Below are 19,953 nucleotides of genomic sequence, written 5' to 3' on the forward strand. Positions count from 1 at the left end.
AAGTGAGATTTAAACGGTTGTCAATCAATGTGTGGTAAAGTTAAAAGGAATATGATTTTAGAGGAGATATAAAATGAATTATAATTTGACAACTGAAGAGCAAATTTTGGTTAATTCTGAGGTAGAAAAGAACAGTAAAAACATCGTTGTTGCGTACTTACTATGCTTGTTTTTTGGGGTACTAGGTATTCATAGATACTATTTAGGTAAAAAAGGTTCTGCCATTTTAATGACGGTTTTAGCCATTACCGTTGTAGGATCTGTTGTTAGTGCTGTTTGGGCTTTTGTAGACTTGTTTTTAATTCCAGGAATTATTAATGAAAACAAAAAACAAGTTGAACAAGAAGCTATTAATAACATTTTAAGTCGTAAAAGATAGTTTTAAAAAGCATCTTCTAATTAATCATTAGGAGGTGTTTTTTTTGTTTAAACAGATTACGCTATCAAATAAGCGTTGGCTTGCTCTTCAAATAAATTGATAAGCGAACGCATGATGTAAGCGGCTTTGTTTTTAGCGACACGTTGTGAGGTGAGGATGATTTTTTTGATATCAGAAGTTAATTTCATCGTCATAAACTGATTTGATTCAAACTTGAAGGCAGCTTCAGCTCGCCCAATTAGTCGTTCAGCATTCTTCTTAGCGACACTTTTGGCTTTAAAAATTAAGCCAGCATACTGATATAACTTATCAGCATTATTGAAAGCATAGGCTCTCAGGGTGTTGACCAAAGGTTCAGGAAGTCCCGTTGCAACTAGTGAAGCTTTTAAGACCTCAAGTGCATCTTTTTGGATAGTAGCATTAATATCAACAGTTGGTTCTTGAATTAATTCTTCTGATTGGGTCTCTTTGGTTTGAGGTTTAACCTTGTTTTCAATAATTTCTTCCAAAATGTCCCATGTGTCAGTTGTATCATTTGTATGAGTTTGGTTAAGGTTAGTTTGATTAGAGTTTGTTTCGTAAACTTCTGTAGGTTTGTCATCTAAACTTACAACTTCTTGAGTTGTCACATCTTCAAAGTTTGGCAAGAACAATTTGGTTGCTTTGCTGTAAGTTCTCTTTTTGATAATGTAGCCGTATTTTTCCAAGTTCTTGAGGATTTTGATTGTCTTGTTACGTTTAGTTCCCAATGTTTCGATTAGTTCAACAATAGTGTAGATGACATAGTGAGCTTTTGCTTTGGCGTCAAAAAAGTCACTTCTCTTAACTGATGACTTCATGCGATCAGCTAGCAACATATAGCAAACTCTTTCATCATTAGTTAGTCTTTTGTCCTCGAGTAGTTGTTTATCAAACATAAAAAATTGATTCATTTTAAAAATCTCCTTAAATTTTTTTGATTTTTAAAATGAAGATGGTATAATTAACGTATAAATTAAAGAAATGTGTGTCAAACTTTTCTTATAGTTTTTTAATTTTGATTGATCTCCATTAAAAACTACTACGTTTTATATCTTCATGATCTTCATTTTTAAAAATCTAATATTGTCGACCGTTCTTGCCGGAACGGTCGTTTTTTTTATTCATAATTTAATTAAACATTAATTAAAAACCAAAGTCAAACATTTATCATAAGTAAACAAAAAGACAGCTATAAGAGCTGTCTTTTTTTGTGCTATTCAACAGGAAATTCTTGTTCGCCTAGTTTTTGATTAGTAAAGATGTCTTGCACAACTAATTTTAACGGAGTTGTCTTATCAGTTAGTTTGAATCCCATTGCACTTTTGGCTGTTTGGCCGGGTTTAACATTACGAGTATGACTAGCAAAACTAATGCCCTCAATTCCTTGTCCTGATAACTGTTCTGCTCCACTTTGGTAACCGGAAAACAGAAGTGACCACATTAAGTCTAATGAAATATCTTCTTTGGATTTGTTTGTAGCTGTATACCAAAAGGCCATAACAGGCATGTCACCCTCTTCATTACCTTTTTCCCCAGGATTAATGACTTTATGATCAGTGATTTCCACTCGCATTCGTTTAGTATTGGCAACGCCATTCTTGTAGGTGTATTCATCATCTTTTGGTGTATCGACTTGTGAACTGGTGTTAGCAGCTGAATCATTAGCAGAACAACCTGCTAACAATAAAGTACCGCTCATTGTTAATATGGCTAAACTTTTCTTCATTAATTTTACCCTCCATTCTAAAAGTGAATTTACTATAACAAGAATAAGGGGTGAAATCATAATTTATAAGGCATCTTATAAAAGAGTTAAAAAGGCTAGACCATTAAACTAATCCTGTTATTATCATAAGTAAACAAAAAGACAGCTCTTATAGCTGTCTTTTTTGTATCATTTAATTGGAAATTCTTGTTCGCCAAGTTTTTGATTATTAAATTTATCTTCAATCACCAGTTTCAATGGGGCAGTCTTATCATGTAATTTGAAGGCAATCATGTTTTGTGCACTGTGATTTTGTTCAATAGGAGCCAAAGGGTGACCAATCCGAATAGACTCTTCAACATCTTGTCCCTCAAGTGGCGTTGTATTGCCTTGATAGGCAGTAAAAAGCAGACCCCAAATATCGCTAGGAGTTAGCCCTTGGTCTGTCTTGTTCGTTGCTGTGTACCAAAACACCATGATTGGGGTAACACCTTCTTCATTACCTTTTTCCCCGGGATTAATGACTTTATGATCCGTGATTTCTACTCGCATCCGTTTAGTATTAGCTACGTTATCTTTATAAGTCACGTCATCATCTTTTGAAACAGCTGATTGAGAATTGGTGTGGATTGAATTGTTATTAGCAGAACAACCTGCTAGCAATAAAGCCCCACTCAATGTTAATACAGTTAAACTTTTCTTCATTAATTCTATCCTCCATTTAAAAACTAAGCCCACTATAACAAGAATAAGGGTCAAAATCACAATTCATAAAGTATCTTATAAAAGAGTTAATAAGGGTAGGTTAGGAAATTAATTCTGTCATAACTTGGTTAAGATGGTGTTAAACGATATAATAAACTTATCAAAGACAGTTATGGAGAGTTGATGGCATGAGTAATAAAACTCGAGTACCAAAGTTAAGATTTAAGGGATTTCAAGATGAGTGGGAAGAAGTTAAAGTTGAAGCATTAGCTAATAATTTTATTGGTGGGGGAACGCCAAAAACAAAGGATAAAACCTATTGGACTAATGGTACAATACCATGGATTCAGAGTTCTGATTTGGAACAAGATGATGTCATAAATATTAATCTTAAAAAACACATAACGCAAAATGCAGTAAATGAATCTAGTGCAAAGCTTGTCCCTTCTGAGTCTATTGCTATAGTATCTCGTGTTGGTGTTGGAAAATTAGCTTATATACCCTATGAATATTCAACTAGTCAGGATTTTTTATCCTTAAGTGAGTTAAATTATAATCCTTATTTCGTGACTTATTCACTTTATAAAATCATGAATATAGTCAAAAATCACCTACAGGGAACGTCTATAAAAGGAGTTACTAAAAAAGAACTGTTAAGCAATAAGGTTATAGTAACTAATGATGTGAAAGAGCAAGAAAAGATAGGAAAGTTTTTTGCTAAGTTAGACAAGTTGATTGAACTCAATAGCAAAAAGTTACGATTAAAACAAGAACTAAATGAAGTGTTAACCCAAAAAATGTTTGTTGACTATCATGATGTTAATTTAAAACCACTAATGAGATTTAGTCAATTTGAAGACGATTGGCATAGCACATATTTTAAATGTATTTTTGACTATGAAAGACCCGATAAGTATATAGTAGAGGATGATAATTATTCTGATGATGGAACACCAGTACTAACAGCTAATAAATCTTTTGTATTAGGTTATACAAAAGAAAAAAACATCTATGGTAGAGGGAACTCTATAGTGTTTGATGACTTCACATTAGATAATAAATTTGTCAATTTCGATTATAAAGTGAAATCATCAGCTATTAAAATTCTTACAGCAAAGGAAAATTTCGACTTATTTTTTGCATATAAGAGACTTAATTCCGAAAAAATTTTAAAAGAAGGACATGCTCGTCATTATATTTCCATAGTACAAAATACTAAGACTAAGGTTCCTAGATTAATAGAGCAACAAAAAATTGGTCAACTATTTAGTTCAATTGACCAAGAAATCAATTTATACCAGCAAAAAGTCGACAACTTAAAACAACTTAAAAAAGCTTATCTACAAAAAATGTTCTGCTAAAATGGCAGAACATTTTCTTTGTTATCATCAGGATTTGAAACATAATCATAGGTTTCAATTAAAAAAATTATAATCGTATAGACTGAGTTAATAGCTAGGTGAGCATATCTTGGTGTTATTTTTATGATTTCTTCTTCTGATTTACCATGCCCAGAACCAAAATTATTGCGTAAATCTTTTAAGCCTTCAGTTGAATCCTTAAATCCATCAAGAATTTGTTTAGTAATATCACTTAGTTTTGAATCTGAGCTTGTATCTGGATTCAGATTAAGTGTTTGATAGACCTTTTTAAATAATGTAGGCATGTTAACTTTCCTTTTATAGTTAACATCACGTTTATCTAAAATAGTTTTCATAACGGCTTCCATTAATTCTTTTGCTTTTCCTATAGAATCTTCGGGATAATTCTCAGAATCAACCAGCATTTTTTGAATAATTTTTGTAATCATATCTTTTTGCATAATTTCATGAGCGTTAAAATCTTCGAAAATTGGATTATCGAATTTATAATTTCCCATTAGGCTATCCATATCTATAAGATGATTTAAATCACTTTGTTCCATCAGACCATTTTCACATTGTCTAACAACAACACTAGCTATTTCCTGAACGAAATTAAAAACTTTTTCAACTGATAAATTTGAATCAAATATTACATTCTTAATACTTGTCCTTGAGTCTATCTCTTCAGAAAATACTTCTTTTTTTAAAATGTTATTAGATATTAAATTTAAAATATCTATGTCACAGTCATGAAGTTCTTTAATGTTTTCAAAAAAACAGAAAAGAGTATATTTGTCACTAATACTTAATCCCATGTAAAAATCCCCCACTATGTAAAATCAACATTATCTTAGATAATACAGGTTTGAGAAAATTATACAACTTATGAATTATGTAGAAGTCTAATTCTTGAACTTCCCCAGTTCAGTGTTAGACTATAACCAAGTTATCAAAAAACGGAGGTTAGTCTAATGAATAAGAAGTTAAGCTGTCCTGATTGTGGGAGTATGCAAATCAAAATTGGTCGTCAAAGAGATTACGGAAGATTACGCAGTTATCGTGGTAGTCGAATTTTTGGAGTAGGTTCTAATATTACTTATTATTTTTGTGGCAGATGTGGCACAGTAATTAAGCAAGTGGTAGATAATCCTCAAAGATTTGACGATTATGAACAATAAAAAAAGACCTGACTAATCAGTCGGGTCTTTTTTGGTTTATTTTTGTAATTCGTGTAGTAAGTCATCTAGCTTGTAGTTTTGAACAAGTTGCGCTTCAACACTAGCATTACTTCTGATAATTGATTTGTATTTCAATTCATTATTATAAACAAGGACTAAGTGAGCAAGTAAGCGGAAGATTTCTTGATCTTCTTTTTTGTTCAATTTGGCATCTTCTTTATGTTTTTGACAGAACAAGGTAATTAAAGCTTCTAACTTGTTATGGTTAGCATAATGTTCTTGTTTAAAAGGTAGTGGATTGATTAAAGACTGTAGCTTCAACAAATCTTCTTGAGTAGGGGTTTGAACAGCAGCTAGTGCCATAGAAAGTTGGTTTTGACCTTCTTTGTTGCCAAGTTGGTCTTTGCTTAGGTAATTGTAAACAAGCAAAATCACGATTAAAGCAACAACTGCCACAAAGGCAATGACTAATGAGGTTGTCAAAGTATCCCAAACTTTAGCCCAAGGAATGATGAAGACAATTCCGACAAGAATCGCTACAGTCAAAATCCCCAAACAAAAATACTTCACTTTTTCTGATTTAACAAAATCCATTTTAATTCCTCCAATTCTATGTATTAATTTTAGTATACTCTAAATGCAAAAAAATGTGGATTAAAAAAGGTTGGGGATTTTCAATAAAGTTAATCAAGTGTATATTAAAAATAAAGGAGGAGAAAAATGTTTACAAGTTTATCAATTCCACTAATTACAGGTGGATTTCCAGGATACTTATTGTATCGTTTTCTAAGTCAAAGAGGCTATCTCTCATTAGATGGGAGTGAAGGAGATAAGCGAGTTTTTGTATTAGGATTTTCACTACTTCCTAGTTTGATTGGATTGTCGGTTTGCTTTGGGTTGTCCAGTTGGATGAAAGAACCACAACTGGCAGACTTTAATAATCCAGTCACTCTACTACTGACTTTTGTGATATCAACAATTGCTTCAGCGTTATTGTATAAGCCCTTAGCTTACTTGTTACGCAAGCTTTCGCGTAAAGCGATTTTGTTGGATAAAGGCAATGATAATCCAACTTTTACAACTAAAGATGTTTTAGTGCGAGCTTATCGAGACTGTTTGGATGAGAATCCTCACCATGAGCTTGAAGTTTACGGCGTGATTTTTAACTTCAACCATGAGTTTATCGCAGCAGGTTATATTCAAGGGATTTCTTCTGTGAAAGAGCATCGTGAGATTGCGTTTTCAAAAGAAAGTAAATCAACGATGACTTTTGAAGAAGCCTTGAAGCGTTTTAACGAAAACCCAACGCGTGATAAAATCGTGACGTCTTATAGTGATCAAACAATTACATTTTTATTAGTTTAAGGAGTTTTAGACAAATGCAATTAAAAGCAATTGATTATGGTTCTGACCGTTACCAAGAAACACTTGATTTACGCAATAGTGTGATGAAGAAGCCATTGAACTTGGATATTCGTGATGAAGATTTATCAGGAGAAGCCCATGGCTATATCATTGGCGCTTTTGACGGAGAACAACTGCTTGGTATGGGGAGTTTGTCCTATGTGAATGACAAGCGCGCCAAAGTGGATTACCTATGTGTAGATACTGAGATTCAAGCTTCAGGCGTGGGTAGTAACTTGCTTATGGCGATGGAAACAGAAGCCAACTATCAAAAAAGAGCTGAAGTCGTGCTTGAAGCACGCGTTTCAGCTCAGAAGTTCTATGAAAAGAAAGGCTATGAGCCTTTTGGTGAAGTTTACCTATTAGATAACGCCCCAATCGAACATATCTGGATGATCAAAACCCTTTAGAGATGTTTGAGTTTACGATACATAACCCAACCACTGGCTACACAAGCAATGGCACCAATCAGTCCGATGATAGTAAACAGTGAAATATTTTGAATAAGGGCTGCAATAAAGATAAACGTGAAAAAGACGAACCCAACAATGAAGTAGATATAGGTACGTTTAATTAACTTTTGCTGTTGCTTTTCTTGTTCGTTCATACTGATGAACCTCTCTTTTATATCGTTATTATGGTAATAATTCTAGCATAAATTGAGAGATTGTCAGCCGTCAATGATTTTAAAAAATAAAAAATTGAAACAAACCCAGAAAGGTTGTGAGGTTAATGACCGAAAAATTAACCAGAAAAAATGATAAAGAAGCTAAGAAATGCTCAAAGTGTGGCACAATTCTTAGTGAAGACGCTCTGTTTTGTCCAAAATGTGGTCAAAAAGTAGGAGCAGGTAAAAAAGTAGAACAAGATTTTGAGAAGTATAAGCCTAACAAAGAACGACTAATTAGATTAAAGCAGTTCTTGCAGAACAATTTTGAATTGTCATATACCGTTTACGGATTAGTGTTCTTGTTCACCTTATTTTCTAAATGGCTAGGCGTTTTGTTACTCATTATAGCTACGATTGTGTTATATATGAAGGCACTTTCACATAAGGGCAAAACAATCAAAGCCAATCAACAGGTACGTGACTTTTATAGGAAAATGACACGAAAATTTCAAGATGGTGTTCAAGAAGCAAATGAAGTAAACGCAAAGTACAAACATTCTGATGAAACCCCCGAAGATAGTGGTGCTGTTTCAAAATCTGAAAAGAGTGAAAGCAATGAAAGTGATGCCCCCACTCAATCAGCTGGTCAAAAACGTATTACTCACCAACAGTACAAAACGTATTACCAAAAAAAGAATTACGTTAAGAAAAGTGGCTCAGGATTCTCATCTTTCTTATTATTAATCTCTAGCCTTGTAACATTATATGGTGTTTTAGGTGCGGGATTCATCGCAAATAGTAACGCCAGTTTATATGGTCTTGTTGGTCAAACTAGTTCATATATCAAAATGATTGAAGGCGTTGGTCGATTTTTTGGCAGTTCTTCTGGTGGTGGAGCAGGATTCATCCAATCTTTAGGATATGGACTAGTCTTGATGCCAATACTTGTTATTATACTTTCTTGCTTTACACGTTCAAAAATATTACGATTTTTAGGATTTGTCGCAGCACTTTTGGAAGTTGGAATTTTTGGATTTATGATGTATTACGTCAGCGAAAAAGCTAACCAATTTCTAGGATCTTATTCAGGAAGTTTACTCAATCCTAACACAGGAATTTTTGGTATGACTGCCAATATTTTCTTCATTGCGATGCTTTTGATGGTTATTTTTGCAGGCTATCGTTTATTTCAAAGAAAACGTTAAAAACACTATATCCTGTACACAAAAAATAAGTAAACGCTACTGATTGTGGATAGTACTGACAAAGCGCAAGGATTATCAAAAAAATTAATCACTGTATTCACGCGGTTTTTATCCTGTTTAGTGAATTTTGATTTAAGTTAAATTAGATTATTTTACTTAGCTTATGCTAGAATAATTCTACTAACAGAGAAGGAATGATTAATTAAATGACATCTGAAAGATTAGAAACCTTATTAATGGTTTATATTTATAATGAAATGAACAGAAAAGGATTTGTCAATCGTAAAGATTTAGAGAAATTCGAAGAAGAAAACGACGTGAACTTTGATCAAATCAAAGCATCTTTAGATGATTTCAAAGAACGTAACTTCGTTAAAATCAGTATTCGTCAAAAACCTAATAGTGATTACTTCAGCTTATTAATTGATAAAATTAATGCAGAAGGTCTTCACTTCCTAAATAGTCGCGTACAAGAAACACGCTAAAATAAAAAACGGTACATCTTGATTAAATCAGGATGTACCGTTTTTTTAGCTTAAATATGTTTTTTCACACGTTGATAGATGATAAAGGTCAAAATTACTTTAACTAAATCACCTGGCAGAAAGACAAGATTAGAGCTCAACGCTTTGAAGTAGGGGATACCAGACACTAAGGTAATACCGATTGAACCGACAATGTCAGCGAATAAGATACCGCCAATTATCAGGCTCAGTAGCGTCGCATACCATTTCTCAGACTGGCCAAAAAGACGTTTGACTAGGCCAATAACCAGTGGCATACCCAACCAAGCGATTAAATACCCGCTTGTTGCGCCGAAGAAGACACCAAATCCACCTCGACCACCTGTTAGAAAAGGTAAGCCTAATGCAACAAGAACTAAAAATATAAAAACGGATAGTGTTCCTCTTTTAGGACCCAATATCATGGCAGCTAGTAGCACACCAAAGTTTTGAATGACCAAAGGAACGGGAAGAATGGCAATTGTAATAGGCGGAAATACGCCCAGAACAATAATTAATGCCGTGAATAAGGCAGTGTAAGTTACATCTTTAATTGTCATAAATCCTCCAGGATTAGTATAGAATTTTGAAAACATCACCACTATAAAAAGTTAACAATTGCTTATCCGACTCGTTTTCGAGTATCAGCCCGCCCAATTCATCAAAACCTTGAACTAAACCCGTGTAAGCTTTTTGATGGCCTTTGATAGTAACTGTGCGTCCTAGTAAGTAGGAATTAGCTTGATATTCGTTGATGAGACTTGGATTAGCTTGATTATTCAAACGATGAATCACATGGGTTACCAAATCAGCTAGCAAGTTTGATTGATTAACATTTTTAGCATCAATAGCTGTTGCAGTCGCTTTGAGTTCATCTGGTAGGTCAGGAGTTTGGATATTCAATCCAATTCCTAGAGCCAAGTAATAGTGCTGGTCATCATGTTGAATGAGTTCAGTTAAGATGCCACCGCATTTTTTACGATTTAGCAAGACATCGTTGACCCATTTCAATTGAAATAGTTGATTAGGGAAGTAATTGGTTAAAGTATCTAATACACCTAAACCTGCTGAAATCGTTAATAGCCCCGGATTGAGTTCTTTCAGATTTGTAATAGGTAAGACGAGTGTGACATATAACCCCTTAGGGGTAAAAAATGGTCGACTTTCTTTGCCATAAGCAGCAGTTTGTTGAGTTGTTGCAAAGATACTTGGCAGAACAAGATGAGCTGATTCAATATAATGTTTAGCATAAGTACTGGTGGAATCAATACTCTCAAATAACTCAATATTGAATGATTTCAGGTGAGATTGATGATGAAGTAAGTCAGTTTTTGAAAGGGGTGAAACCATGTTAATTATCCTTTGATTGTGCTGAATTTTCTAACGCAACACTGAGTAAGTAGTGTTGTGTTGAATGATCAAACAATGTGAATTCTCGGTTATATCGTTTGGCTGATTTGAAAGTTGAAAGATCAATTTCAACGGACTTTGGGTTACCCGGAAGGCCAACACCAATTGCTTTAAGAACCGCTTCTTTAATTGTCCAGAGTTTGAGTGCGGTGTAGGATTGTTCATCTTGACTAAGTGTCATCAAGTAATCCCATTCTTTGGTTGAAAAAGCCCGATGAAATCGTTTTGGATTGATTGGTTGGTATTGCTCAATATCCGCACCAATATTTGTTTGGCTAGTCACGACAATGACGTGATTGTGTGAATGGGCAATACTAAAGAAAAAAGCATTGCTTTTTTTGAGAGTTGGTTTACCAAGTGAATTGAATTCGAATAATTCATTGGATAGGAGATTTTTAAGGGGGAGACCAGAAAGGTCAGCCAATAATTTTCTACCTAAAATGAATTGTTTTTGTTTCAATTCGGTTTTTGGCAACTCAAAGCAATGCTTCGATTGATTGAATTGTTGAAAGAGTGGTTGATGAAGGGTATTGTCTGTCGTATCGTATTTGAGATGATAATGACTTGACATGGTACCTCCGAAAAATGGCAGTTTTTTATGAAAGGTGAACACCTTTATCAACGTAGATAACGTCACCAGTAACACCAGTTGAAAGTGGACTCATTAGGAATGTCGCAACATTTCCAATCTCTTCAAGTGTCACTTCGTTACCGTCAACGGTTAAGTCACGTGAAAGTTGTAGCAATTTAGAATGTTCTTTAATTCCTGTAACAGCTAGTGTTTTCATTGCACCAGCAGAAATTGAGTTCACACGAATCTTTTGTGGACCAAGGTCACGAGCTAAGTAACGGACACTTGATTCAAGGGCAGCTTTTGCAATTCCCATCATGTTGTAGTTAGGGATAGCACGAGTTGAACCGAAGTAAGTTAGTGTTGCAATACTTCCGCCTTCGTTCATGATACGGCTTGCAGCACGAGATACCGCAATTAGTGAATATGAACTAATATCTTGAGCCATACGGTAACCATCACGTTTTGTGTTTAACACGCCACCTTCAAGTGTTTCTTTATCAGCAAAAGCAATCGCATGGATAACACCATCAATATTACCGTGTTTTTCATGAATTTCTTCAAATGCTTTTGTGACGTTATCGTCATCAGCAACATCACAAGCAATCATTGATTTATCTTCGCCAACAGTTCTTGTTAGGCTTTTTTTCATACGATCGTTTTGGTAAGTATAGATAACTTCAGCACCGTTTTCTTCTAGCGCTTTAGCACAACCCCAAGCAATACTACGAGAGTTAGCAACTCCCATTACGACAATTTTCTTTCCTTGCATTAACGTACTCATTAAGTCTTCACTCCATCAATTAAAATTTTCTAAAACGTTGTTTTCTTTGGTTTAATAAATCTTCTGTTGAAAGTGCTTGTAATTTATCGATTTCAGCTGCTAGTAGGTCTTTTAGCTTTTGAGCAGAAGGAACATCTTGAACTTCTGGGACAATTTTATCAATAATTTCTTCTTTGATTAATTGTTCAGGCGTTAATTTGAGTTCTTCTGAAGCTTGTTCAACTAGCTTAGCATCTTTCCATAAAATAGCAGCGTAACCTTCAGGAGATAAAACAGAATAAGTACTATTTTCAAACATCCAAACTTGATCTCCGCAAGCAAGTGCTAAAGCACCACCACTTCCACCTTCTCCATAAATAACAGAGAGGTAAGGAACAGAAAGTTGAGCCCCTTCGATTAAACATTGCGCAATAGCGTCACCTTGTCCATTGTACTCGGCATCAACACCAGGATAAGCACCAGGCGTATTGACGAAAGTAATAATAGGGCGGTTGAAGCGCTCAGCTTCTTTCATTAATCGCAAGGCTTTACGATAACCTTGAGGTTCAGGACTTCCAAAGTGGCGATCGATGTTTTCTTTTGTATCAGTACCTTTTTGTGTGGCAATGATTGTAACTGGTTGGTGATTCAATGTGCCAATACCAGCTTTAATTGCTTCATCATCTTTATTGTGGCGGTCCCCGTGAAGCTCAATAAAGTCTTCAAAAAGCGCGCTAATTAAATTATCAGCCGTGATTTTTGAAGGATGACGAGCAGCTTGAACTTTATCATAAGCGGTTTGTTTTGTCATAAAATCACCTCGTTACTTTGTTTGATGCCAACGCAATAGCTTGGCAATCACTTCTTTTTGTTTGTCTCGTGGGGTAATTAAATCAACAAATCCATTTTTCATAAGCGTTTCCGCTCTTTGAAAATCTTTAGGGGCCTTTTGGTGAATGGTTTGTTCAATAACACGTTGACCAGCAAAACCAATTAAAGCGTGAGGCTCAGCCATTGTGATATTACCTTGCATAGCAAAACTAGCAGTTACCCCACCAGTTGTTGGATCAGTTAATACGGTTAAGTAGAATAATCCAGCTTTTTTGTGTTCACTAACAGCACGTGAAACCTTAGCCATTTGCATCAATGAAAAGATACGTTCTTGCATTCTAGCCCCACCTGAAGCCGTAAATAAGACAACAGGTAATTTTTTCTCAGTTGCTAGTTCAAATAAACGTGTAATTTTTTCACCAGTCTGACTTCCAAGACTCCCCATAATAAAGTAAGGATCCATAACACCTAGAGCAAGATCTTGATCAGCAATTTTAGCTAAACCACTCAAAACACTTTCGTTAAGACCTGTCGTAGCTTTAGCTTGTTTAATCTTGTTTTGGTATTTTTCATCTGGGAAATCAGTAGCTGAAGGTGCCAAATCTTTTTCTGTTTCTTCAAAAGAATCACATAATAGCTTAATACGATCATGTGCCAAAAGACGAAAGCCGTAATGACATTCAGGACATTGGCGAAACTCATCAAGTTGTGTTTTGAAGAACTTAGTTTGGCAATATGGACAAGCAATCATCGTATTTGATGGAATGTGATCCATACGTTCGGTTAACTGTTCTGGTGTTGGTGATTGAAATAAATTATTTTGCGTCATCAGATACCCACCTTTTGAAGAATGAATGCTCGATGTAATCGTTATTGAAGTTTTCATTTTCAACTGTTTTGTCAGAAAGTAAATCTCTCAAGAAGAGGTGATTACTTTTGACACCTTCAATATCAAATTCACCTAATAAACGCTTCATCTTGTTAATGGTTTGTTCACGTGTATCCATGTGAACAATTAATTTTGCAATCATTGAATCGTAGTAAGGGGAGATGAAGCTATTGGCCGTGATTCCAGTATCAATACGAACACCTAATGTTCCCATAGGTAAAGTCAATTTCTTGATTTGACCAGGAGAAGGGGCGAAGTTTTGGGCTGGGTTTTGAGCATTAATACGACACTCTAAAGCATGACCTGTGGCTTTAACATCTTCTTGTTTGAAGGGAAGTTTTTCACCAGCAGCTACTTTAATTTGTGTCTTAATCATTTCAACACCACTGACTTCTTCAGTAACAGTGTGTTCAACTTGTAATCTTGTATTCATTTCCATGAAATAAAAGTTTTGGTCTTCATCCATTAAGAACTCAAAAGTACCAGTATTTAAGTACCCTATTTCTTGACAAGCTTTAACAACAATTTCACCCAATTTTTGACGTTGAGTATCGTTGATTAAACGACAAGGGGTTTCTTCTAATACCTTTTGGTGATGGAATTGAAGTGAACAATCACGTTCAGGGAAATAAACAGTATTGCCAAATTGATCACTCATGACTTGAACTTCAATATGCTTAGCATTTTCGATAATCTTTTCTAAATAAAGACTACCGTTGTTGAAAGACAGTTTAGCTTCTTGTTGAGTTTGTTCAAACAAGTAAAGCACTTCTTCTTTGTTGTTTGCTTGACGCATACCTTTACCACCACCACCATCAGCTGCTTTTAGCATGACAGGGTAGCCGATTTGTTCAGCAATTTTGACAGCATCTTCAGCAGTATCTACCAAGCCGTCACTACCAGGGATAACTGGCACACCGCTATTTTTCATAGCTAGACGTGCATTTGATTTATTCCCCATTAGGTTAATTGTTTGGTATTTAGGACCAATATAAGTAATGCCACAAGTTTCACATAATTCAGCGAATTCAGCATTTTCAGATAAGAATCCATATCCTGGATGAAGTGCTTCACATCCGGTTAGAACAGCTGCACTAATGACTTCTGACATATCCAGATATGATTTGGCAGGTTGTCCTTCACCGATACAAACCGCTTCATCAGCTTGTTTAACGAATAATTCGTTTTTGTCAGCAGTTGAATAAATTGCAACAGCTTTAATATTCATTTCTTGTAAAGATCTAATAATTTGTAAGGCAATCTCTCCACGATTAGCCACTAAGACTTTACTAAACATGATGTCATTCCTCCTCGGATTATTGGATAGCAAACATGAGCTCCGCTTCACAAATAACCTTGCTATCTCGAACGACTTGTCCTGTCCCTAATCCGATATTGCGTTTGATTTTGTTTAGCTTAACTTCAAGAGTCAATTCATCACCAGGGTAAAAACCATCTGAGAATTCAGCTGACTTTATCCCACCAAAAAAGGCATTTTTACCTTCGAATTCTGGTTGTGAAAGCAACGCACAAACACCTGTTTGAGCAAGTGCTTCAATAATCAAAGGACGAGGCATTTCTAAATGATCAGGATCTTGACTTTTGAAGAACCATTCATTAATCGTGACGTTTTTGGTGGCAATGGCGTTTTGACCAGGATTGATTTCTTTAATCGTATCAATCATCATAAACGGGTAGCGTTGAGGAATTGCTTCAAAGACATCATGGCTATTGTATTGAGTCATAAGTTACTCCTTAGGTTCAATTGAAAATAGTGATTGGTCAAATTCAACCATTGTGCCGTCTTCAACATTTACTGAGCTGACAACACCATCAACGGTACTTTTGACTTCATTAATCATTTTCATTGCTTCAATCACACAAACAACATCACCTTTTTTGACAAGGTCGCCAACTTTTTTGAAGACATCTGCATCAGGTTTTGGTGCTAGGTAAGCCACACCAACAAGTGGGCTTTTGATGTCTTCAATATTAGAAGGGGCAGCAGATGCTGTCCCTTCTGTTTCTGTTGGCATATCAGTTGTCATAGGAGTGTTTTGAGTTGTTGCAGGAGCGGGTGCAATAGCTTCAGGAGCAGCTACTTGAGGAGCAGCACTTTCTCTTTTACTTAGTGAAAGTTTAAAGTCACCTTTAACTAGCTCAAACTCTTTGAGTGAAGAATTTTCAAATTTATCAAATAATTGTTCAATTTGTTTCTCATTCATTAGCGATTAACTCCATTTTTTGAAAGCAACTACCGCATTGTGACCACCGAATCCAAATGAATTACTGATGGCATATGTAATATCTGCTTTCGCATTTTCTTTGTTAACAAGTTCGATTTGACAAGCATCGTCTTGTTCATAAACACCGACGTTTTCAGGCATTTGGCTGTTTAACAAACTACCTACTGTTGCAACAGCTTCGATTGCACCAGCAGCACCTAATAAGTGACCTGTCATACCTTTAGTACTACTTGTTCTAACGTGATCATTTGTGCCGAATAAACTTGCGATGGCTTTTGATTCACCAGAATCATTAGCACCAGTAGCTGTTCCGTGAGCATTGATATAATCAACTTCATCAACAGAAATACCAGCTTCGTCGATTGCTTCTTTCATAGCACGAATAGCACCTTTACCTTCAGGGTCAGGTTGTGTAATGTGGAAAGCATCACTTGTGCTACCATAACCAATCACTTCACCTAAGATATTAGCACCACGAGCTTGTGCATGTTCTAGACTTTCAAGAACCAATGTACCAGCACCTTCACCCATAACAAAACCACGACGGTTTTTGTCAAAAGGCATTGAAGCTTTAGCTGGGTCTTCAGCAGTAGAAAGAGCTGTTAGAGAAGCAAAACCAGCAATTCCAATTTCGTTAACAGAAGCTTCAGAACCACCTGTAATGATGGCATCAGCTTTGTTTTGTTTGATTAATTCAAACGCATTACCAATGGCATTTGTACCAGATGCACAAGCTGTAACAATCGCTTGACTTGTGTTTTTGGCATTGAAGTGCATTGAAATATTACCAGCAGCCATATTAATAATAGCGTTTGGTACAAACATAGGTGAAACACGTTTAGGCCCTTTGTTATTCATTTTTGTAACTTGTTCTTGGATAGTTGTTAAACCACCAATACCTGAACCATAAATAACACCTAGACGTTCAGGATCAATAGTGTCTTCAGTTAATCCTGATTGTTCCATTGCTTCAATGGCACTGTAAAGTGCGTATTGTGAGAACAAGTCCATTCTTTTAGCTTGCTTTTTTTCTAAGCGTTTTGTAGCGTCGAAATCTTTGATTTCACCCGCAACAGAAACACCTGTATTACTTGCATCGAATTTTTCGATTTTAGAAATACCTAATTTTGAATCTAAGATAGATTTGATGAATGATTGGCTATCGTTACCAAGTGAGGTAACAGCTCCCATTCCTGTAATTACAACTCTAGTCATAAAAAGCCCTCCTAAATTGTCAAACCGCCATCAACGGCGATAACTTGTCCGGTGATATATGGATTTTGAATTAAGAATCCCACAGTTTGGGCAACTTCATCAGCTGTTCCAAAACGTTTCAAAGGAATTGTTTCTTTGTAGTAATCCATTGTTTTATCACTAAGTGCATCAGTCATGCTAGTTTCAATCATACCGGGTGCAACAGCGTTACAACGAACGCCACGAAGTGCACCTTCACGTGCGATTGTCTTGGTTAAACCAATAATTCCAGCTTTACTTGCAGCATAGTTAGCTTGACCAATATTTCCATTTAGACCAACGATACTTGAAAGGTTGATAATGTTACCAGAACGTTGACGTTGCATTTGTTTTAAAGCAAATTTAGACATGTTAAATGTTCCGGTTAGGTTAGTGTTAATTACATCTTCAAAATCAGCTTGTTTCATACGTGTCATTAATTTGTCACGTGTGATACCTGCGTTATTAACTAGGACATCTAAATGACCATGTTCATCAACAATATCTGAAATAATTTGTTTGCTGTCAGCTTCGGAAGCAACATCACCTTTAACATAAGTTAGGTGATATTCATCAAAAATTTTCAATTGTTCAGGTGTTGGGTCGCTGTGAATGTTGATAACGACTTTAAAATCTTTACTTAAACGTTTAGCAGTTGCTAATCCGATACCTTTGGCACCACCAGTGATTAGGGCAACTTTTTTTTCAGTACTCATTTAAAATAATGTCTCCTATTTTGTCCATTTTTGACGCAATTGATTAAGACTTTCTAAATCATGAACAGCATAAGTTTCAAGCTTTGGACATGTTTTTTTAGCGAAACGACTTAGTGTTTGGCCAGGACCAATTTCAATTACAGCAGATAAGTCATCCATCTCTACTAATTTTTCTAATCCTTGGTAAAAGTGGGTAGGTTGAACGAGTTGATCAGTTAGTGTTTGCTTGATTGTTGAAAGGTCAAAAGGTGTGACGGTTGTGTTACTCATAACAGGAAAGTCAGGGGTTTTGAAATCAACGTTTTCAAGACGTTTAGCTAACTTATCGCTCGCTTCTTGCATAAGTGGTGTATGTGAAGCAACAGACATTTTAAGTGGAATGGCCTTTTTAACGCCATGCTCTTTTAGTGTTTTCTTCACTTGTTTTAAACCACTTGCGCTTCCACCGATAACTGTTTGATCAGGGGTATTGTAGTTTGCAGGATAAGCGGCATCTGTCTGGTTGACGTCGGTTAGTACTTCTTGAAGAAGTTCTGCATCACAGTTCAAAACAGCCATCATTTTTCCAGGATTATTTTCGCCGGCTTCTTGCATGTAGCGCATTCTGTCAGCTAAAAGTGGAAAGCCTTGGCTAAAATCTAAACTGTTAGTAGCGAGTAGGGCACTATATTCACCTAAACTAAGGCCAATATAGCTGCTAGCTTGACCAAATTCATGATTTAAAATTCTGAAAATTCCAAGACTCATTGCAACAATTGCAACTTGTGTATTTTCTTCTGCGTCAAAGACTTCAGGGTCAGTTAAATCAAGGTCTAATGCTTTTGAAGCTTCTTGTATGGTTTGACGATACAAAGGTTCTGCTTCATATAAGTCTTGTCCCATACCTTTAGACTGTTGACCTTGGCCAGCAAATAAATAACTAAAATTCATAAGCGAACCTCGATTATTCGCCTAATTTTTTGCTAACGTAGTTAACAACTTCACCAACAGTGTCTAGACTTTCGTCTTCTGTTTCGATTTCAATATCAAATTCATCTTCGATTTCGTTAACGATTTCAAAAACATCTAAACTATCTAGGTCTAAGTCATCTTTAAAGTTTGTTGATTCTACAATGCTTTCTACATCTGCATCTGTTTGTTCTTCCACGATAGCTTTGATTTTGTTTAAAATTTGTTCGTTAGTCATAATTAAATTTCCTCTCAATTTTCCAATAGTTTTATTATTATATTTTTTTGTTGTTTTTAGTATTTTAAAATAACGGTTCCAATTTCAAGACCGCCACCAAATCCAATTAAAGCCAGTGTTTGGGCTTTTTGAACAGTGCCATCTTTAATCACCTCATCAAGTAAGATGGGTTCACTGGCAGCTGCTGTATTACCAAATTTATCAATATTGATATGAGCTTTAGCTGGATCTAGTTTTAATTTTTTGACCACGGTTTTTATAATTCGCGCATTAGCTTGATGAAAAATAAAATGATCAATATCTTCTAAGCCTAAGCCAGCATCTTCAAGAGCTTTATTTAATGACTCAGGAATAGCTGAAGTCGCAAAGTCATAAACTTTACGGCCATTCATTTCAAAAGATAGGGGAGTGGTATCAAGCAATTGATTGAAGGGTGTTTGGGTATTGAAATGTCCGGCTGTTAGGTAACGTCCCATATCGCCGTAAGTTTCAAAATTATCACCTAGGTAGTAACCCGTGCTGTTATTTTTTGTAATTAAAGCACCACCAGCGCCATCTCCGAAAAGAATCGCTGTTGAACGGTCACTAAAGTCGACTAATTTACTTAATACTTCACCACCAATTACAATAGCGGTTGAAATTTTGTCATCATTAAATAATGAATGTGCCATTTTCAATCCGTAGACAAAGCCTGAGCAGGCAGTATTGATATCAAATGCCATCGCGTTAGTTGCACCTAGTCTACCTTGAACCATTGATGCCACGTTCGGTGTCATGTAGTCAGGAGACATTGTTGCAACGATAATCAAGTCAATGTCTTCGGCATTGTATTGGCTGTTAGTAATCAAATTCTCAGCAACGCTTAAACACAAGTCACTTGTTGTTTGCTGATTTGAAATATGTCGTTGTTTGATGCCGGTTCGCTTTGAAATCCACTCGTCTGATGTTTCCATAAATGCCGTTAAGTCATTATTGGTGACAACATTTTCAGGAACAACGTGAGCAGTTTGTTCGATAGAAAAATTTTTCATGTC

At 35.6% G+C, this 19,953-nt stretch carries 27 protein-coding genes; 7 read left to right on the forward strand and 20 right to left on the reverse strand.

Translation table 11 applies throughout. From position 1 onward, the window contains the following. Nucleotides 1–73: 73 nt before the first annotated feature. Nucleotides 74–379 (forward strand): TM2 domain-containing protein, encoded by a 306-nt coding sequence (locus JNUCC80_RS05960; protein WP_454153502.1) that lies wholly within the window; start codon nt 74–76, stop codon nt 377–379. Between the two features lie 56 nt (nt 380–435). On the opposite strand, the gene JNUCC80_RS05965 is transcribed toward JNUCC80_RS05960, so the two are convergent. The 3 genes from JNUCC80_RS05965 to JNUCC80_RS05975 form a co-directional block, all read right to left on the reverse strand. Then, a complete protein-coding gene (locus JNUCC80_RS05965) occupies nt 436–1,311 on the reverse strand; it encodes a replication initiator protein A (protein ID WP_454153504.1) in 876 nt (291 codons plus the stop codon). 302 nt (nt 1,312–1,613) lie between these two features. Next, complete coding sequence (locus JNUCC80_RS05970; protein ID WP_454153506.1) at nt 1,614–2,126, reverse strand: DUF5067 domain-containing protein; 513 nt, start codon at nt 2,124–2,126, stop codon at nt 1,614–1,616. Nucleotides 2,127–2,294: 168 nt separating this feature from the next. Then, on the reverse strand, nt 2,295–2,810 hold the full coding sequence (locus tag JNUCC80_RS05975) for a DUF5067 domain-containing protein (protein WP_454153508.1): 516 nt from the start codon (nt 2,808–2,810) through the stop codon (nt 2,295–2,297). 188 nt (nt 2,811–2,998) lie between these two features. On the opposite strand from JNUCC80_RS05975, the gene JNUCC80_RS05980 reads away from it, so the two are divergent. Beyond that, nucleotides 2,999–4,171, forward strand: a complete 1,173-nt coding sequence (locus JNUCC80_RS05980; RefSeq protein WP_454153510.1) for a restriction endonuclease subunit S — start codon at nt 2,999–3,001, stop codon at nt 4,169–4,171. Here JNUCC80_RS05980 and JNUCC80_RS05985 read toward each other — a convergent pair. Then, complete coding sequence (locus tag JNUCC80_RS05985) at nt 4,168–4,989, reverse strand: abortive infection family protein (protein ID WP_454153512.1); 822 nt, start codon at nt 4,987–4,989, stop codon at nt 4,168–4,170. The genes JNUCC80_RS05980 and JNUCC80_RS05985 overlap by 4 nt on opposite strands. 156 nt (nt 4,990–5,145) lie before the next feature. Here JNUCC80_RS05985 and JNUCC80_RS05990 point away from each other — a divergent pair, with 156 nt between their 5' ends. Then, nucleotides 5,146–5,352: a hypothetical protein gene (locus JNUCC80_RS05990; protein WP_454153514.1), complete on the forward strand. Its 207-nt coding sequence runs from the start codon at nt 5,146–5,148 to the stop codon at nt 5,350–5,352. Between the two features lie 36 nt (nt 5,353–5,388). Here JNUCC80_RS05990 and JNUCC80_RS05995 read toward each other — a convergent pair whose 3' ends face one another. After that, nucleotides 5,389–5,946: a hypothetical protein gene (locus JNUCC80_RS05995; RefSeq protein ID WP_454153516.1), complete on the reverse strand. Its 558-nt coding sequence runs from the start codon at nt 5,944–5,946 to the stop codon at nt 5,389–5,391. 126 nt (nt 5,947–6,072) lie between these two features. On the opposite strand from JNUCC80_RS05995, the gene JNUCC80_RS06000 reads away from it, so the two are divergent. After that, on the forward strand, nt 6,073–6,717 hold the full coding sequence (locus JNUCC80_RS06000) for a hypothetical protein (protein WP_454153518.1): 645 nt from the start codon (nt 6,073–6,075) through the stop codon (nt 6,715–6,717). Nucleotides 6,718–6,731: 14 nt separating this feature from the next. Further along, nucleotides 6,732–7,166, forward strand: a complete 435-nt coding sequence (locus JNUCC80_RS06005; RefSeq protein ID WP_454153520.1) for a GNAT family N-acetyltransferase — start codon at nt 6,732–6,734, stop codon at nt 7,164–7,166. On the opposite strand, the gene JNUCC80_RS06010 is transcribed toward JNUCC80_RS06005, so the two are convergent. Beyond that, nucleotides 7,163–7,363: a hypothetical protein gene (locus JNUCC80_RS06010; protein ID WP_454153522.1), complete on the reverse strand. Its 201-nt coding sequence runs from the start codon at nt 7,361–7,363 to the stop codon at nt 7,163–7,165. The genes JNUCC80_RS06005 and JNUCC80_RS06010 overlap by 4 nt on opposite strands. Nucleotides 7,364–7,488: 125 nt before the next feature. Here JNUCC80_RS06010 and JNUCC80_RS06015 point away from each other — a divergent pair, with 125 nt between their 5' ends. After that, nucleotides 7,489–8,571 (forward strand): zinc ribbon domain-containing protein, encoded by a 1,083-nt coding sequence (locus JNUCC80_RS06015; RefSeq protein ID WP_454153524.1) that lies wholly within the window; start codon nt 7,489–7,491, stop codon nt 8,569–8,571. Between the two features lie 206 nt (nt 8,572–8,777). Continuing rightward, entirely contained in the window at nt 8,778–9,056 is a 279-nt protein-coding gene (locus JNUCC80_RS06020) for a hypothetical protein (RefSeq protein WP_454144896.1), read from the forward strand. 50 nt (nt 9,057–9,106) lie between these two features. Here the strand turns inward: JNUCC80_RS06020 and JNUCC80_RS06025 are convergent, their stop codons facing one another. The 14 genes from JNUCC80_RS06025 to JNUCC80_RS06090 are packed head-to-tail and all read right to left on the reverse strand — an operon-like array spanning nt 9,107 to nt 19,950. After that, entirely contained in the window at nt 9,107–9,634 is a 528-nt protein-coding gene (locus JNUCC80_RS06025) for a biotin transporter BioY (protein ID WP_454153526.1), read from the reverse strand. A gap of 13 nt (nt 9,635–9,647) precedes the next feature. Continuing rightward, a complete protein-coding gene (locus JNUCC80_RS06030; protein ID WP_454153528.1) occupies nt 9,648–10,424 on the reverse strand; it encodes a biotin--[acetyl-CoA-carboxylase] ligase in 777 nt (258 codons plus the stop codon). A gap of 1 nt (nt 10,425) precedes the next feature. Next, complete coding sequence (locus tag JNUCC80_RS06035; RefSeq protein ID WP_454153530.1) at nt 10,426–11,055, reverse strand: 4'-phosphopantetheinyl transferase family protein; 630 nt, start codon at nt 11,053–11,055, stop codon at nt 10,426–10,428. Nucleotides 11,056–11,080: 25 nt separating this feature from the next. Further along, nucleotides 11,081–11,839 carry an enoyl-ACP reductase FabI gene (gene fabI / locus JNUCC80_RS06040; RefSeq protein WP_454144904.1) on the reverse strand — a complete coding sequence of 253 codons (759 nt, stop codon included), beginning with the start codon at nt 11,837–11,839 and terminating at the stop codon, nt 11,081–11,083. 19 nt (nt 11,840–11,858) lie between these two features. After that, a complete protein-coding gene (gene accA, locus JNUCC80_RS06045; RefSeq protein ID WP_454153532.1) occupies nt 11,859–12,629 on the reverse strand; it encodes an acetyl-CoA carboxylase carboxyl transferase subunit alpha in 771 nt (256 codons plus the stop codon). Between the two features lie 12 nt (nt 12,630–12,641). Further along, nucleotides 12,642–13,478, reverse strand: coding sequence for an acetyl-CoA carboxylase carboxyltransferase subunit beta (locus JNUCC80_RS06050; protein WP_454153534.1), 837 nt, complete (start codon nt 13,476–13,478; stop codon nt 12,642–12,644). After that, complete coding sequence (gene accC / locus JNUCC80_RS06055; protein ID WP_454153536.1) at nt 13,465–14,835, reverse strand: acetyl-CoA carboxylase biotin carboxylase subunit; 1,371 nt, start codon at nt 14,833–14,835, stop codon at nt 13,465–13,467. The genes JNUCC80_RS06050 and accC overlap by 14 nt, the downstream gene beginning before the upstream one ends. 19 nt (nt 14,836–14,854) lie before the next feature. Then, entirely contained in the window at nt 14,855–15,283 is a 429-nt protein-coding gene (fabZ, locus tag JNUCC80_RS06060) for a 3-hydroxyacyl-ACP dehydratase FabZ (protein WP_454153538.1), read from the reverse strand. A gap of 3 nt (nt 15,284–15,286) precedes the next feature. After that, on the reverse strand, nt 15,287–15,763 hold the full coding sequence (gene accB / locus JNUCC80_RS06065; RefSeq protein ID WP_454153540.1) for an acetyl-CoA carboxylase biotin carboxyl carrier protein: 477 nt from the start codon (nt 15,761–15,763) through the stop codon (nt 15,287–15,289). 6 nt (nt 15,764–15,769) lie between these two features. After that, nucleotides 15,770–16,999 carry a beta-ketoacyl-ACP synthase II gene (fabF, locus tag JNUCC80_RS06070; RefSeq protein ID WP_454153542.1) on the reverse strand — a complete coding sequence of 410 codons (1,230 nt, stop codon included), beginning with the start codon at nt 16,997–16,999 and terminating at the stop codon, nt 15,770–15,772. Nucleotides 17,000–17,010: 11 nt separating this feature from the next. Further along, the gene (locus tag JNUCC80_RS06075; RefSeq protein WP_454153544.1) at nt 17,011–17,733 is read right to left on the reverse strand and encodes a 3-oxoacyl-ACP reductase family protein; all 723 of its coding nucleotides are present in this window, start codon (nt 17,731–17,733) and stop codon (nt 17,011–17,013) included. Nucleotides 17,734–17,748: 15 nt separating this feature from the next. Continuing rightward, nucleotides 17,749–18,663 carry an ACP S-malonyltransferase gene (locus JNUCC80_RS06080; protein ID WP_454153546.1) on the reverse strand — a complete coding sequence of 305 codons (915 nt, stop codon included), beginning with the start codon at nt 18,661–18,663 and terminating at the stop codon, nt 17,749–17,751. A 13-nt stretch (nt 18,664–18,676) separates the two neighbouring features. After that, a complete protein-coding gene (locus JNUCC80_RS06085) occupies nt 18,677–18,919 on the reverse strand; it encodes an acyl carrier protein (protein ID WP_339970407.1) in 243 nt (80 codons plus the stop codon). Between the two features lie 56 nt (nt 18,920–18,975). Beyond that, on the reverse strand, nt 18,976–19,950 hold the full coding sequence (locus tag JNUCC80_RS06090; RefSeq protein ID WP_454153556.1) for a beta-ketoacyl-ACP synthase III: 975 nt from the start codon (nt 19,948–19,950) through the stop codon (nt 18,976–18,978). Between the last annotated feature and the right edge of the window lie 3 nt (nt 19,951–19,953).

It is taken from the genome of Holzapfeliella sp. JNUCC 80 (genome assembly GCF_053667655.1).

Coding starts and splice junctions, on each gene's coding strand:
- JNUCC80_RS06075 (WP_454153544.1), bottom strand. CDS start 17,733: ATGAGTACTGAAAAAAAAGTTGCCCTAATCACTGGTGGTGCCAAAGGT.
- JNUCC80_RS06020 (WP_454144896.1), top strand. CDS start 8,778: ATGACATCTGAAAGATTAGAAACCTTATTAATGGTTTATATTTATAAT.
- accB (WP_454153540.1), bottom strand. CDS start 15,763: ATGAATGAGAAACAAATTGAACAATTATTTGATAAATTTGAAAATTCT.
- JNUCC80_RS05990 (WP_454153514.1), top strand. CDS start 5,146: ATGAATAAGAAGTTAAGCTGTCCTGATTGTGGGAGTATGCAAATCAAA.
- JNUCC80_RS05970 (WP_454153506.1), bottom strand. CDS start 2,126: ATGAAGAAAAGTTTAGCCATATTAACAATGAGCGGTACTTTATTGTTA.
- fabZ (WP_454153538.1), bottom strand. CDS start 15,283: ATGACTCAATACAATAGCCATGATGTCTTTGAAGCAATTCCTCAACGC.
- JNUCC80_RS06025 (WP_454153526.1), bottom strand. CDS start 9,634: ATGACAATTAAAGATGTAACTTACACTGCCTTATTCACGGCATTAATT.
- JNUCC80_RS05960 (WP_454153502.1), top strand. CDS start 74: ATGAATTATAATTTGACAACTGAAGAGCAAATTTTGGTTAATTCTGAG.
- JNUCC80_RS05995 (WP_454153516.1), bottom strand. CDS start 5,946: ATGGATTTTGTTAAATCAGAAAAAGTGAAGTATTTTTGTTTGGGGATT.
- accC (WP_454153536.1), bottom strand. CDS start 14,835: ATGTTTAGTAAAGTCTTAGTGGCTAATCGTGGAGAGATTGCCTTACAA.
- JNUCC80_RS05980 (WP_454153510.1), top strand. CDS start 2,999: ATGAGTAATAAAACTCGAGTACCAAAGTTAAGATTTAAGGGATTTCAA.
- accA (WP_454153532.1), bottom strand. CDS start 12,629: ATGACAAAACAAACCGCTTATGATAAAGTTCAAGCTGCTCGTCATCCT.
- JNUCC80_RS06035 (WP_454153530.1), bottom strand. CDS start 11,055: ATGTCAAGTCATTATCATCTCAAATACGATACGACAGACAATACCCTT.
- JNUCC80_RS06005 (WP_454153520.1), top strand. CDS start 6,732: ATGCAATTAAAAGCAATTGATTATGGTTCTGACCGTTACCAAGAAACA.
- JNUCC80_RS06050 (WP_454153534.1), bottom strand. CDS start 13,478: ATGACGCAAAATAATTTATTTCAATCACCAACACCAGAACAGTTAACC.
- JNUCC80_RS06000 (WP_454153518.1), top strand. CDS start 6,073: ATGTTTACAAGTTTATCAATTCCACTAATTACAGGTGGATTTCCAGGA.
- JNUCC80_RS06085 (WP_339970407.1), bottom strand. CDS start 18,919: ATGACTAACGAACAAATTTTAAACAAAATCAAAGCTATCGTGGAAGAA.
- JNUCC80_RS05975 (WP_454153508.1), bottom strand. CDS start 2,810: ATGAAGAAAAGTTTAACTGTATTAACATTGAGTGGGGCTTTATTGCTA.
- JNUCC80_RS06015 (WP_454153524.1), top strand. CDS start 7,489: ATGACCGAAAAATTAACCAGAAAAAATGATAAAGAAGCTAAGAAATGC.
- JNUCC80_RS05965 (WP_454153504.1), bottom strand. CDS start 1,311: ATGAATCAATTTTTTATGTTTGATAAACAACTACTCGAGGACAAAAGA.
- JNUCC80_RS06090 (WP_454153556.1), bottom strand. CDS start 19,950: ATGAAAAATTTTTCTATCGAACAAACTGCTCACGTTGTTCCTGAAAAT.
- JNUCC80_RS06080 (WP_454153546.1), bottom strand. CDS start 18,663: ATGAATTTTAGTTATTTATTTGCTGGCCAAGGTCAACAGTCTAAAGGT.
- JNUCC80_RS05985 (WP_454153512.1), bottom strand. CDS start 4,989: ATGGGATTAAGTATTAGTGACAAATATACTCTTTTCTGTTTTTTTGAA.
- JNUCC80_RS06010 (WP_454153522.1), bottom strand. CDS start 7,363: ATGAACGAACAAGAAAAGCAACAGCAAAAGTTAATTAAACGTACCTAT.
- fabI (WP_454144904.1), bottom strand. CDS start 11,839: ATGAGTACGTTAATGCAAGGAAAGAAAATTGTCGTAATGGGAGTTGCT.
- JNUCC80_RS06030 (WP_454153528.1), bottom strand. CDS start 10,424: ATGGTTTCACCCCTTTCAAAAACTGACTTACTTCATCATCAATCTCAC.
- fabF (WP_454153542.1), bottom strand. CDS start 16,999: ATGACTAGAGTTGTAATTACAGGAATGGGAGCTGTTACCTCACTTGGT.